Annotated in this window: 9 protein-coding genes; 3 read left to right on the forward strand and 6 right to left on the reverse strand. The window is 57.8% G+C overall.

What is annotated here, in order from left to right:
- Positions 1-97 precede the first annotated feature (97 nt).
- The 4 genes from QZ292_RS02870 to QZ292_RS02885 all read right to left on the reverse strand — a co-directional run bounded on the left by QZ292_RS02870 (position 98) and on the right by QZ292_RS02885 (position 3,857).
- Positions 98-1,345 (reverse strand): peptidase U32 family protein, encoded by a 1,248-nt coding sequence (locus QZ292_RS02870; RefSeq protein ID WP_294597598.1) that lies wholly within the window; start codon positions 1,343-1,345, stop codon positions 98-100.
- Positions 1,346-1,358: 13 nt separating this feature from the next.
- A complete protein-coding gene (gene rpiB, locus QZ292_RS02875; protein WP_294597601.1) occupies positions 1,359-1,796 on the reverse strand; it encodes a ribose 5-phosphate isomerase B in 438 nt (145 codons plus the stop codon).
- 42 nt (positions 1,797-1,838) lie between these two features.
- On the reverse strand, positions 1,839-2,360 hold the full coding sequence (locus tag QZ292_RS02880) for a hypothetical protein (RefSeq protein ID WP_294597603.1): 522 nt from the start codon (positions 2,358-2,360) through the stop codon (positions 1,839-1,841).
- Between the two features lie 1,047 nt (positions 2,361-3,407).
- Complete coding sequence (locus QZ292_RS02885) at positions 3,408-3,857, reverse strand: hypothetical protein (RefSeq protein WP_294597606.1); 450 nt, start codon at positions 3,855-3,857, stop codon at positions 3,408-3,410.
- A 192-nt stretch (positions 3,858-4,049) separates the two neighbouring features.
- Between QZ292_RS02885 and QZ292_RS02890 the strand changes: the two genes are divergently transcribed.
- Complete coding sequence (locus tag QZ292_RS02890) at positions 4,050-7,211, forward strand: glycoside hydrolase family 2 TIM barrel-domain containing protein (RefSeq protein ID WP_294597610.1); 3,162 nt, start codon at positions 4,050-4,052, stop codon at positions 7,209-7,211.
- A gap of 81 nt (positions 7,212-7,292) precedes the next feature.
- Here QZ292_RS02890 and aspT read toward each other — a convergent pair whose 3' ends face one another.
- A complete protein-coding gene (gene aspT / locus QZ292_RS02895; RefSeq protein WP_294597613.1) occupies positions 7,293-9,008 on the reverse strand; it encodes an aspartate-alanine antiporter in 1,716 nt (571 codons plus the stop codon).
- Between the two features lie 533 nt (positions 9,009-9,541).
- On the opposite strand from aspT, the gene QZ292_RS02900 reads away from it, so the two are divergent.
- Complete coding sequence (locus QZ292_RS02900; protein ID WP_294597616.1) at positions 9,542-11,854, forward strand: leucine-rich repeat protein; 2,313 nt, start codon at positions 9,542-9,544, stop codon at positions 11,852-11,854.
- A 21-nt stretch (positions 11,855-11,875) separates the two neighbouring features.
- A complete protein-coding gene (locus QZ292_RS02905; RefSeq protein ID WP_294597619.1) occupies positions 11,876-12,406 on the forward strand; it encodes a hypothetical protein in 531 nt (176 codons plus the stop codon).
- A gap of 132 nt (positions 12,407-12,538) precedes the next feature.
- Here the strand turns inward: QZ292_RS02905 and QZ292_RS02910 are convergent, their stop codons facing one another.
- Positions 12,539-13,444: a LysR substrate-binding domain-containing protein gene (locus QZ292_RS02910; RefSeq protein WP_294597667.1), complete on the reverse strand. Its 906-nt coding sequence runs from the start codon at positions 13,442-13,444 to the stop codon at positions 12,539-12,541.
- Positions 13,445-13,456 lie beyond the last annotated feature (12 nt).

Genomic DNA, 13,456 nt, shown 5'->3' on the forward strand with positions numbered 1-13,456 from the left:
GCTTACCGCAGACGACCAGCTATAGCTGTCGTTGCCGACACCCACCGGACCGCCCAAGGGTGCGTAGCGGTAGCCCGGGGCGGGGTGAGCTCCCCTCCTATTGCGAAACCGCGACCAGCTTGAACACCTTGTCACCCCGGTGCACCTTCTCCGGCGTCCGGATCGAACACCGGCTCCCTTGCAAAGCGACCTCCACCGACTGCAAATCGACCCGAATCTCCTCCGGCGTGAACTCCAGCGCACCGGTCGTCGCCCCGAGAAACAGCAGCTTCTCGCCCAATGCCAGCGGAACCGCCTCGACCGACACCTCGGCCACCCCGATCCGGGCGAAATAGTTCGTCACCCGGCCTACCATCACCTTCTTCTCCGTCGCCGCCGAACCGTAGTGCTCCGACCACTCGCCTAACCGCTGGCCCAGGTAGTAGCCGTCCCAGAAGTCGCGGTTGAAGACCGTCCGAAGCCGCTCCTTCAGCTCCGCCCCCAACTCGCGCGTAAACCGCCCGTCGAGCACCGCCCGAACCCCCTCCTTATAGCACTCGCACACCCGCCGCACATACTCGCCCGACCGCGCCCGGCCCTCGATCTTCAGCACCCGCACCCCGGCGTCGATCATTCGATCCAGAAACTCGATCGTGCAGAGGTCTTTCGGCGACATGATATGCTCGTTCTCCACCACCAACTGCGTCCCCGTCTCGACATCCTCGACCCGGTACGACCGGCGGCACAGCTGACGGCACTCGCCCCGGTTGGCCGACTTCCACGCCTCGTGCAGACTCAGGTAGCACTTGCCCGAAACCGCCATGCACAAGGCGCCGTGCGCGAACATCTCGATCCGCACCCGGTCGCCTTTCGGCCCCCGGATGTCGCGCGCTTCGATCTGGTCATAGATATGTCGCACCTTGTCCAACGAGAGCTCTCGCGCCAGCACCACCACATCCGCGTATTGCGCATAGAACGCCACCGCTTCCGTATTCCCGACGTTGAGCTGGGTCGAGATATGCACCTCGACACCCTGCTGCCGCGCATAGTTCATCGCCGCCTGATCCGCCACGATCACCGCATCGACCCCCTCCCGTTTCGCTCGATCCACCACCTGGCGCATGTAGGGGATATCCTCGTCGAAGAGTACCGTATTGAGCGTCAGATAGGTTTTGATCCCCTGCTCGCGACAGGCCGCGACGATACGGGCCAGATCGTCGAGCGTGAAATTGACGCTCGATCCGGCCCGCATGTTCAGCCCCTGGACGCCGAAGTAGACGGAGTCGGCTCCGCCCTGTATCGCCCCCTGCAGCGACTCCCACGAGCCGACCGGGCACATGACTTCGATTTCACGCTGTTCCGCCATCTCGGTCTGCCGGTTAGAGGTCGATCTGTTCCACACGCCGCACATGCCGCCCGCCCTCGAACTCGGCCGCGAAAAAGGCGTCCAGAATCTCTGCCGCCTGCGCCTCGGTGACGAACCGGGCCGGAAGCGAGCAGACGTTGGCATCGTTGTGCTGCCGCGCGAGGGTGGCGATCTCGGGACACCAGCAGATGGCGGCCCGCACGTGCGGATGTTTGTTGAGGGTCATGCTGATCCCGTTGGCGCTGCCGCACAGCGCGACGCCGAGATCGCACCGCCGTTCGGCCACCTCGCGCCCCAGGGCGTGGGCGTAGACGGGATAATCGACGCTCTCGCCGCTGTGCGTACCGAGGTCTTTGACGGCGTATCCTTTGGCCAGCAGGTAGCCGGCGACGAACTCTTTCATCTCGTAGCCGGCGTGGTCGCTGGCGATGGCGACGTTAAAAGTCTTCATAAAAGGGTTTCTCCTGATTTTTCAACGCCGCCAAAGGTACGATTATTTTGCGGGATTGCCGATGCACTCGACAACGGGAACGGCATGCTCCTCCTGAAAACAGTAGGTGCCGGAGAGGTTTTCGTAGACGTACGGAACATATTGCAGCACCTGTAGGGCGACGAACTTGCCGTCCCGCGAGCGTCGGACATCGAGCCGCACGGGGCCGCTCTCCTTTCGCCGCACGGCGCGCAGGTCGTCGAACCTCCCCCGTTCGATCAGGTCGACGAGCTCCTGCCCGGAGACCCCTTCGAAATAGAGCGAATAGCCTTCGACGGGACTTTTGGTCGGTTGATATACGGTCTCTTTACCTCCGAAAAAGAGCTTCAGTATGCCGACGATCATGGCGGTAAAGGCGCCGACGGTGCACAGCATATAAATGGAAGAGCCGGTGTCGCGGACGGTGGTCGAGGCCAGATAAAGCAGGATTCCGCCGGCCACCAGTGCTGTTCCGACCAGCATCGCTTTGGTGCTTCTGCGTTTGACAATCAAGTTTTCCTGTGCTGAAATATTTTGTGCAGACATGATTTTCGTTTTTTAAAGTGTTTTTTGTTTTGTATCCCGCGGGGCGGGATCGTTTCGAATAGATGCGGTAGGCCGAACACCTTGCGGCCCCGCCCCGGGCTACCGCAATTCGAGCTTGGGAGTTCCCGTGTATGTCGGCAATCGTGGGTACAACTGGGCATCTTCTGTCAGCGAAACCCATGGTATGAGTCTGGATTTCAGCGTGACGTGGCTCGTTCCCAGCAGCACGGCATACCGTGCGGTCGGTCTTCCGTTGCGTTGCCTCTCGGAATAAACGGAAGGCTGACACGGCCAATTGCCCACCGCGGGCACGCGGGGCCTGCCCGGCCCGAGGGCAGTCGAAGCTCGAACCGCGCGCCACGTTTTAATGGGGAAATCGTCAAAATGCGGTTGCGCGTTTTGACAAGATTTCCCAAAGCGCGCAGAAAAACAAGGTCGAAACCCTGCGACCCGCAGGGTCGCGCGGGCCGGAGCCACCCCAGGCGTAGGCCTGCAACTTCGCGAAGCTCGTTTCCGGCCTCGCTGGCGCCGACCCGCTACTAACTCAACCCAGAAACGGTTCAAGCCGCCGCCCATTCGTCCTCGGCGCGCCCTCCCTCGCGCCGGTGCCTTCGGGCACCCCGAAATGGCAGCCTCTACCCCAAGACCGAGGCCGGCGACCCAAAGGGTCGCAAGAGTTCTGCTCAATCCTTTGCCATTTCGGGCTGCGCGCTCCCCGGGTGGGCCGAACGGCCCAGCGCGCAAGCCCGGCGATTCCTCGCGGAATCGCGCTACTCGCTCTCGGCCCAGTGTCAGCCCATGCGGCTCCGCTGTCGCTCCGCCGCCCCACTTTTCCGCGCGCCTTGGGCGATTCATTCTGTTTCGGCTCATCGCCGAAACAGTTGAATCGCCATCTAAGGCGTCGGCGCGCGATTGGTTTGAGGGTACTGTTCTTTCTGTGAACAGAAAGAACCAAAGAAACTTCAGAGCGCACCCCTACGGGATGCTCTGGCCGGGTCTACCCGAACCGTGCGGCAGTCCCTCCCTAAATTTGATAAAATAGATGGATTAGATCACGATACGGCGCAGGGCATAGACACACCCGTCGCCTGCCCGCGAAACAGCGACCGCCGCTCCGCAAGCGTTCCCGCACAACGACATCCGCCATGCGGCGAAAGCCCGGGCCGCAGAAGCCCGTCCCAAATAGGTCAGAAAAAGATCCGTCGATTGAAATATCGGACTCCACAACGCCCGGCGCATCCCCGTCAGCCAGAAACAACGCGCCTCGGGCATCCCCGTCCGGGCTCCGCCCAACCCTCTCGCAAAGACCTCGCTCTCCACCCCCGCAATCAGCACGACCCCCTCTTCCAGCGTCGAAGCAGCATCCGGCATCCGATACCCCTCGTCGGCCGCAACCGGGCTCCATATCCGCCCCTCGGCCGAAACGATACGAGCCGCCCCCGCCACAACCAGCAGAGCGGCACAGATCAATGAAATATAGATCGACAGACGACGCATCCGGACAAAAGTAGTGAAAAAATCGAATTCGAAATCCGATTTTTCGAACCTGTACCTCAAGCAAAAACAATACCAGAAACACGGCATTCGACCGGCAAATCCGCAGAAAAGGTTATCTTTGTTTCACTGTCGGCCCGGACGCCTCCGATGCCGGCACCGTTTTTTGAAACCAACCAAACTCTTTACTTTTTTATGAAAAACCTGTGGATGAGCCTGCTGGCAACCGTCTCCGCCGTCGGCTTCGGCGGCGCTGTCCGGGCCCAGAGCTTTACCGAATGGCAGGACCCGAAGGTGAATGCCGTGAACCGGGCCCCGATGCGGGCTTCGTTCTTCGCCTACGAAACGCCGGAAAAAGCGATGGCCGGCGAACCGGAAACCTCCGACCGCTACCTGTCGCTGAACGGCAAATGGAAATTCTTCTTCGTCGAGAACGCCGACCAGCGGCCGACGGATTTCTATAAGACCGACTACAACTCCACCGGCTGGGGAACGATCTCCGTGCCCGGCATCTGGCAAGTGAACGGCTACGGCGACCCGGTCTACATCAACCCCGGCTACCCGTGGAGCCACATCGAACGGCCGACCCCGCCGCGCATCCCCGCTCAGGACAACTATGTCGGCTCTTATATCCGCGAGGTGACCGTGCCGGCGGACTGGAAAGGCGACGCCATCTACATCCATTTCGGGAGCGTCACCTCGAACCTCTACCTGTGGGTGAACGGCAAATTTGTGGGGTATAGCGAGGACAGCAAGCTCGGCGCCAAGTTCGACCTCACGAAATACCTCGTCCCGGGGCGCGAGAACAAGATCGCCTTTCAGGTCTTCCGGTGGTGCGACGGCAGCTACCTCGAAGACCAGGACTTCTGGCGCCTCAGCGGGGTGGCCAGAGGGGTCTATATGTATGCCCGACCGCAGACCCGACTGGGGGATATCCGTGTGGTGACCGATCTTGACGGCCAATATAAGGATGCCACCTTGAAGGTGGATGCCGACGTGGTCAATGCCACGGGGGCGACCCGCATCGATGTGGAACTGGTCGATCCGGCGGGCCAAACCGTCGTCTCGAAACAGGGCATCAGGACGGGCAAGGGGGGAGCCGTTCGGCTGGATATTCCGGTCGAGAATCCGGCCAAGTGGAGTGCCGAGGCGCCGAACCTCTACAAGCTGCTCGTTACCGTGGACAACGGCAGCGGCAAGGCGGCTGCGCGGGAGTATATCCCGGTGAACGTCGGGTTCCGCAAAATCGAAATCAAAGATTCGCAGGTGCTGGTCAACGGGCAGCCGGTGCTCTTCAAGGGGGCAGACCGGCATGAGCTCGACCCGACCTACGGCTATCATGTGCCGCGCGAGACGATGCTCCGGGATATCGAGATTCTGAAACGCTTCAACTTCAACGCCGTCCGGACGTCGCACTATCCGAACGACCCGTACTGGTACGACCTGTGCGACCGGTACGGCATCTATCTGGTGGACGAGGCCAACGTCGAGGCGCACGGGATGGGCTACGGCAAGGAGAACCTCGGGGGCGACGCCCGGTTCGAACGGGCACACGTCGAACGGGGGTCGCGGATGGCGCTGCGGGACAAGAACCACCCGTCGGTGATCTTCTGGTCGCTGGGCAACGAGTCGGGCGACGGCGCCAATTTCCGCAAGGAGTACGAGTGGATCAAAAGCTACGACTCCACCCGTCCGGTGCAGTACGAGCGGGCGATCTGGGATGCCGGGGATACGACCGGCGCGCACTATAGCGACATCTGGTGCCCGATGTACACCCGGGTCGCCGAGATGGAGGGGCTGGGCAAGGATCCGCACCTCGGGCGGGTGGACGGCCGGCCGGTGATTCTGTGCGAGTATGCCCACGCCATGGGGAACTCCTTAGGCGGATTCGCCGACTACTGGGAGGTCATCCGCCGCTATCCGAACCTCCAGGGGGGATTCATCTGGGACTTCGTGGATCAGGCGCTGCGCGGGTACGACAAGGCGGGGAATATGATCTACACCTACGGCGGGGACTACGGGAAGTACACCGTCTCGGACAACAACTTCAACTGCAACGGGCTCATCAATCCGGATCGCGAACCGAATCCGCACATGTACGAGGCGGGGTATATCCAGCGGTCGATCCTGACGACGCCGGTCGACTTGCAGAAGGGGATCGTGGAGGTCTACAACGAGAATTTCTTCATCGACCTCTCGCGGTACTATATGGTGTGGCAGCTGCGCGACAACGGGACGGTCGTGCGGCAGGGAATTGTCAACGACCTGAACGTCGCGCCGCAACAGCGGGTGCAGGTGGCTCTGCCGGGCTACGCCGTACCGGCTTCGGCGGCGGGCGAACTGCTGCTGGATGTGGAATACGTGCTGAAGGCGCAGGACGGGATTCTGCCGGCGGGGACGGTCGTGGCTTACGACCAGATGGCGGTGCGGCCGTATGAGGGGTGGAACGCTTCGGTGGCGGCGACGAAAGTGGCCCCACGCATCGAGCCGAATACGCGGGCGATCGTCGTCGTGGCGGGCGACAACCGGCTCTACTTCAGCCGCCGGACGGGCCTCCTGACCGACTATACGATGGACGGCACGGAGCTGATCGAGACGGGCTGCGCGCTGCGGCCGATGTTCTGGCGCGCACCGACCGACAACGACTTCGGGGCGGGACAGCAGAAACGGTTCGAGCTGTGGAAAAATCCGGAGATGCGGCTCAAATCGCTGAAAGATTCGACCCTTGCGGACGGGAACATTCTGGTAAGCAGCGTATTCGAGCTGCCGAAACTGTTCGCGACCCTGACCGTCGACTACACGATCAACGGGGCGGGCGAGATCGCGGTTTCCCAGAAACTGACCACCGATCCGACGAAAGAGAAGATGCCGAATCTGTTCCGCTTCGGGATGGAGCTGACGCTGCCCGAGACGTTCCGCACGATCGACTTCTACGGACGCGGGCCGTGGGAGAACTACATCGACCGGCAGGGGGCGGCCCGGATCGGCCGCTACGCCCAGTCGGTGGACGATCAGTACTGGGGCTACATCCGGCCGCAGGAGAGCGGAAACAAGAGCGACCTGCGGTGGTGGCAGCTGACGAACCGCGACGGCGCGGGCATACGGATCGAATCGGACGCCCCGTTCGAAGCCTCGGCGCTGCCGTACGCGATGGAGGATCTGGACGACGGGCCGGGCAAAGACCAGCGCCACTCAGGGTCGCTCGTGAAGCGTGACTTCGTGACCCTCAACATCGCTTCGCGGCAGATGGGGCTCGGGTGCGAGGACAGCTGGGGGGCATGGCCGCTGGCCAAATACCTGATGCCGTACGGCGACTACGAATTCCGGTTCGTGTTGCGTCCGACGACCCGGAAATAGCGCTCTTCGCAACAAAACACGCACATCGGGCGGTGGAGAACAAGGTTGTTCTCCACCGCCCGATGTGTTTTCTCTCCCCTCCTACCCCACCAGCAGGACGATCACCACGCCCCAGATAATCAACAGCGTATTCCCGACGGCATACGTAATGGTATATCCCATCGCCGGGACGTTGCTGCCGAGGGTCTCCTCCACCGCGCCCAGCGCCGCCGTGGTCGTCCGCGCGCCGGAACAACACCCCAGTGTCAGCGCGTCGTTGAAGCGGAAGAGGTATTTCCCGATGAAAATCCCCGAAACCAGCGGAATCGATGTGGCCACCACCCCGACGAGCAGCACGCTCCAGCCCATCTCCTGCAGCCCCCGGATAAAGGTCGGCCCGGTCGAGATGCCGACGATGGCGATAAAGACGTTCAACCCGACGTTGTTCATAAACCAGACTGCCGGCTCGGGCACCCCTCCGAAATCGGGGCGCCGCGCTCGCAGCCAGCCGCACACCAGCCCGGCGATCAGCACGCCGCCGCTCACGGTCAGGCTCAGCGGGATCGACCCGATCCGGGTCACCAGCATCCACCCGAAAATCAACCCTCCGAGCACAATCCCGAGCCCCACGAAGGTCATGCTGCTCTTCGGCGTCTCCGGGTCGCTGAAACCGAGCTCTCCGGCCGCCCGCTCCACATCCTGACGCAGTCCCACCAGCTCCAGCCGGTCACCCGTATCCAGTCGGCCCTCGCCCAGCACCGGCACCCAGACGCCCGCCCGCGTGATGGAACGAATCATCACCCCGTGCATAAAGGGCGCTTTCAACAAGGCGCGAATCGACATCCGGGCCGTCTCTTTTCTGCGGTTGCGGCCGCCGACCACCACGGCCAGCGTCTCGACCCGAAAATTCACCAGATCGTTGTCCACTACTTCTTCACCGATCCACTCCTCTTCTTCGATGACGAACTCGCGCCGTCCGCTGACGACGATCTCGTCGCCCCGGAAAATCATCGTCCTCGGCGTGACTTCGCAGATCCGCCCCTGCTGCCGCAGCCGTTCGACGAAGAGCCGCTTACCCTGACGCTGCATCTCGCGTTCGAAATCGGCCACCGTACGCCCCGGATCGAACCACTCGTTGTCGGCCCGGAAAGCCCGGAACGTAATCTCCCGGACGGCGGGATTGAAGCCCGGCTGAGCGCTCATATCCTCGCCCATCTTGCTCTCCAGCTCGCGGGCGGCGGCTTTCACTTTGTCGACTCCGCCCAGCAGCCGGGGCCCCAGCGTCCCGAGCAGCCAGGCCGAACCGGCCGTCCCGTAGATATAGGTCACGGCATAGACGACCGGCATGATGTCGTATTTCAGCGTGGCCGAGTCGGGCATCTCGTGCATGGTGTCGGTGGCGACGCCCAGCACGGCGGACATGGTCTGCGAGCCGGCCATGAGTCCGGCCGCCTGGGCGGCGTCGTAGCCCATCACCCACGAGCAGAGCCAGACGGAGCCCAAACAGAGCAGACATAGCACGACGGCGAATCCGACCTGGGGCAGTCCGTCTTTGCGCAGCCCGCGGAAGAACTGCGGCCCGACGGCGTACCCGACGGCAAAGAGGAACATGAGGAAAAAGAGGGTTTTGGCGGGCTCGGGAATCTCGATTTTCATCTGTCCGACGGCTACGCCGACCAGCAGGACGCTGGTGACGGTACCCAACGAGAAACTCTTGTAGCGGAACTTGCCGATCCAAAAGCCGACCGCGACGGTCAGGAAAACGGCCAGCGCGGCGTTGTCTCGAAAAAACTGAACGATATCGATACCGGTAAACATAGCGACGATAAAATTGAGTTCGGTGTGTCTTACCGCAGCAATCCGCGTGCCGAAAGCGTCACCGGGCGGGAAGCCCGCAGAAAAAGCGTACATTTGGCGGCTCCGGCCTCCGAAATTTTTCGAACGGTTATCCTTCCCGGGCAATACCTCTCGACAGTGAGTGCTTGTTCGTGCGCGAAAATGTCCTATCTTTGTGGTGCTGAGTGCCTCCGGGCACGAGGCGGACATACGGAAAGTGTTTTCGCAGTCTTTACAACGAAATCTGACAGTTTCAACAAGAGAAAAGACAACGAACGACACTCACTTCTTGTTTAGCATATGGACAGGGAGCGCCTTCTGCGTATCCCCTTACCCCATATCTATTCAGGTGTGGGGTATTGCATCGTTTATTTTCTCTTAGGTTTTGTCAGAACCTCGTTGTGGATAAACGGATCGACTCCACACTTTCTGCTTTTTCTACCTGTTGAAATCCCGCCAGCCACCCGGAGTCGATGGCGACCATTTGTTTAACCATGCACCAAACAAGAGTGGTTATGAAACGACTATTTCCCATCTGGGCCCTGCTGGCCCTGTTGCTAGCCGGAGGCTGCAGCAAGAACGACGGCTATTTCAACGGAGAAGAACCAGAGCCAGAACCGAAGCCGGACGACGAACTGACAGAACAGGTTGAACAGCTCTGTAAGCAGGCGAATATGAATATCGCATCGTTGCAGGCATTGGTTGCGGCCATGCAGGAGGGCGATTATGTCAAGGCGGTCATCCCCATTATGCAGGAGGTTAAGGAAAAGAGTAAGGATAAGGAAATCGGCCATACGATAACCTTTGAAAACCGCGACTCGATTACCATCTTCCACGGCACCGAGAGCGACACGACGGGAAACGGAACGATGCCGGTTATCGGGCTGCGGATGGACGAAGACAGCGTCTATTATTGGACACTGAACGGCACTTGGCTGTTGGAAAAAGGGAATAAAGTTCAGATACGGTCTACTCTACCCCAGCTGAAGTTGCAGAGTGGATACTGGTACCTGTCCAATGACAGACAGCAAGCCGGACAACAATTCGGGAAAGCGACCGACGCCGACTGCGATAAAACGTTTCAAGGTGTGACCCAAGACGATTACAACGTTTATATTCTTTTGGCCAGCGGCGAGAAGATCACCCTGCGGAAGATGTCCGAGTTAGTAGTTCAGATTACAGAAAAGGATACCCTGTTACGATTCAGCGACAACGAGACGCAAACGATCCATTACACCATTACCGGCGACACCGTGAATTTGGAAGTCAAGGCCGAGATGCAGAACGACGACGGAGGTTACACCCTGCAAATCACCCCGACCTCCAAGACTGCCGGAACGGTCGAGATTCAGGCAAAAACTCCGACCGAAAACCACGTGATTATTTCGGTTTCCGACGGTCGCCAGACAGTTCAGACGAGTATTGCCGTATCGCCGTATCCGCCTTTCGACGGTCAGACCATCCGAGTAATAGCCCCGGGAACATTGAAACAGTCATTGGTCAATCACGACCAATCGACCCTCACAGAATTACGGGTTGTCGGTTCAATCAATGACGAGGATATTGCCACTTTGAAAGCCCTTCCCAATCTTTCGGTATTGGATATCGAGGATACCGACTTAATAAAGTTACCATCTGCGGCTTTCAAGAATAACAAAACACTGACTTCTATAAAATTACCTCAATCCTTAACGGAGATTGAGAACTCTGCATTTTATGGCTGCTCCGGTTTGACGGGAGATCTGACAATCCCAGAGGGGGTAACAACGATTGGAGAGTCTGCATTTGACTTCTGCTATGGCTTCACAGAGGTAGTGATTCCGGAGGGGGTCACGACAATAGAAAAATACGCCTTTAGGTTTTGTTCTGGCTTGACGGGGAATCTGACGATTCCGAATAGCCTAACGGAGATCAAAGAAGGTGTATTTGCTTATTGTAACGGTTTGACGGACGTAACGATCCCCAATAGCGTAACGATAATTGGACCTGGGGCATTTATGGATTGTACCGGTTTGGCGGGCCCCCTGACGATTCCGAATAGCGTAACAAGAATTGGATACGAGGCATTTGGGAGATGTTCTGGCTTGACGGGGAATCTGATTATTCCAGATGGAGTGACCACGATTGAATCCCGTGCATTTGATCGTTGTTCCGGTTTTACGGGAACCTTGAAGATTCCTGAGGGGGTGACAGAGATTGGAAGCTCTGCATTTTCTGGCTGTTCCGGTTTTACGGGAAACCTGGTGATTCCGGAGAGGGTAACAGAGATTGGAGAGTTTGCATTTGTAGGTTGTTCCGGTTTGACAGGAAACCTAACAATTCCGAGCAGTGTGAAGACGATTGGTGCCGGTGCATTTCAGGAATGTTCCGGTTTGACGAGTGTGACGATTCCGAATAGTGTGACAACGATTGAACGCTCTGCATTTCAAAGGTGTACCGGTTTGACGAGTGTGACGATTCCGAACAGTGTGACAGAGATTGGAAGCTCTGCATTTCAAGGTTGTACCGGTTTGACGAGTGTGACGATTCCGAACAGTGTGACCACGATTGAACGCTCTGCATTTCAAAGTTGTACCGGTTTGACGAGTGTGACGATTCCGGAAAGTGTAACGACGATTGGAGAGAGGGCATTTTATGGTTGTTCCGGATTGACAACTATTTATTGCAAACCCAATACACCTCCTTCTGTTTGGGATGATAACACGTTTGGGACAACATCAAATTGTGTGTTATACGTTCCAACCGGTTGTGCAGAAGCCTATCGTAATTATACTGTCAATACATTGAAAGCCTTCCCCTTCAAAAACATCATCGAAACCAATTTCTAACCTTTTAATTTCAATAAAACCATGGAAATTTTATTAGTAACTGGCGAACACGACACCGGAAAATCCGGAGTATTGCATGATCTGACTAAATGGTTTCAGGATGAAAAAGGATATACCATTAGTCATACGTTCCACGATCATCCGTTCGTTTTTCCGAAACCGGAGGAAGAATATGATTTTGAAGTGCTACTGTCCGGGAAAAAACGGATTCTGATACATTCTGCTACCGATGACTGTACATGTATTAGTAATTTGTGTGATAATCTGGCGACTCTAAAGCAAGAGGGAAACAGTCCGGATATCTTGATAACCACTTGCCGGCGTTTTGATGACGACACACGAAAATGCCAATGTTCACGAATGAATTGGAAACCGGACGACATCGAAAAATATAACGTACTTCACGCCGAGAACGGCGATCCTATTTTAGAGATTCCATTGATACGTATCAAACGTGAAAATGATAAAGACTCGGTGGCAAAATGGTATCATGAACAAATAAACCGACTCGTGCAACACATCTTACAACAAGGCCCATATAATATAAAATAACGATAAATCCCCCGCGGCAAAGGGAAACCTTTGCCGCAGGGGATTATCTTTCCTTTTTATCCGAAAAAAGAGGCTCTGTTTCTGCTGAAATCAGTAACCGTTGCCTTTTTCCGGCGGTTCCATGAAGAGCTGCTACCGGAACCAATCGCGCACCCGTTCGCGTACGGCATTCGACTCCTTCAACAGACGGATAAACTCCAGAGCCGAGTGTTTCCGATAACTGTCCCGAAGCATGTGGACACAACCGTCCATCTCGTTGGACGGCAGGTCGAGCGGAATGGCCTTCACTCCGGATTCGTTATAAACGGTGGCCTCGGCCAGAATCGTCAACAGATTGCTCTGCTTGATGAGTTTCAACAAAATATTGACCTCGTTCAACTCGATCCGGACATTCAGATGAACCGCATGCCTCGCCAAGTGGTATTCGAATGCATTCCGAGCCTGCAACCCACTGGCAGGCAACGCAATGTCGTATCGAGTCAGATCCGGCAGGCCGATCTTCGACTCGGCAGCGAGCACGTGCCCCTCCCGGACGATCACTGCCAGGTGGTTGTCGAACAGAACGTGCGACTCGATCCCCTCGTTCCTGACCGTGGGGCGGAAAGCCAGCACAAAATCGACCGCTCTCCGTTCGAGCATCTCCATCAGCTCCGCCATCGGTTTGTAAAAGATATTGAGCCGGACACGGGGATAACGTTTCATAAACTCCATCAGGGTCTCGCTCAGGATGGGACTGAACGAGTAAGTCACACCGATATTGAGTGTCCCGCCCAGCAACTCCCGCAAGTCCTGAAGCCGAGCCACACAGGTCTCGGCATCGCAGAGCGTACGGCGGGCCAGAGGCAGAAGTTCCGCTCCGGCCTCGGTCAGCCGGATGGAATGGCTGTTGCGCAGAAAAAGTTGCGCGTCCAACTCCTCTTCCAGCTGCCGGATCTGCTGGGAGAGGGTGCTCTGGACAATATTCAGAGCCCGGGCGGCATCCGAGAAATTCAGGGTCTCGGCCGCTTTAACGAAATATCTCAATTGTCTCAGTTCCATCATTTACTTTCC

This window comes from uncultured Rikenella sp. (assembly GCF_910577125.1).
Classification (GTDB): domain Bacteria; phylum Bacteroidota; class Bacteroidia; order Bacteroidales; family Rikenellaceae; genus Rikenella.

What these genes read in the sequence shown, in the direction of transcription:
- QZ292_RS02870 (WP_294597598.1), bottom strand. Translation starts at nt 1,345, where the DNA reads ATGGCGGAACAGCGTGAAATCGAAGTCATGTGCCCGGTCGGCTCGTGG.
- QZ292_RS02910 (WP_294597667.1), bottom strand. Translation starts at nt 13,444, where the DNA reads ATGGAACTGAGACAATTGAGATATTTCGTTAAAGCGGCCGAGACCCTG.
- QZ292_RS02880 (WP_294597603.1), bottom strand. Translation starts at nt 2,360, where the DNA reads ATGTCTGCACAAAATATTTCAGCACAGGAAAACTTGATTGTCAAACGC.
- rpiB (WP_294597601.1), bottom strand. Translation starts at nt 1,796, where the DNA reads ATGAAGACTTTTAACGTCGCCATCGCCAGCGACCACGCCGGCTACGAG.
- QZ292_RS02885 (WP_294597606.1), bottom strand. Translation starts at nt 3,857, where the DNA reads ATGCGTCGTCTGTCGATCTATATTTCATTGATCTGTGCCGCTCTGCTG.
- QZ292_RS02900 (WP_294597616.1), top strand. Translation starts at nt 9,542, where the DNA reads ATGAAACGACTATTTCCCATCTGGGCCCTGCTGGCCCTGTTGCTAGCC.
- QZ292_RS02890 (WP_294597610.1), top strand. Translation starts at nt 4,050, where the DNA reads ATGAAAAACCTGTGGATGAGCCTGCTGGCAACCGTCTCCGCCGTCGGC.
- aspT (WP_294597613.1), bottom strand. Translation starts at nt 9,008, where the DNA reads ATGTTTACCGGTATCGATATCGTTCAGTTTTTTCGAGACAACGCCGCG.
- QZ292_RS02905 (WP_294597619.1), top strand. Translation starts at nt 11,876, where the DNA reads ATGGAAATTTTATTAGTAACTGGCGAACACGACACCGGAAAATCCGGA.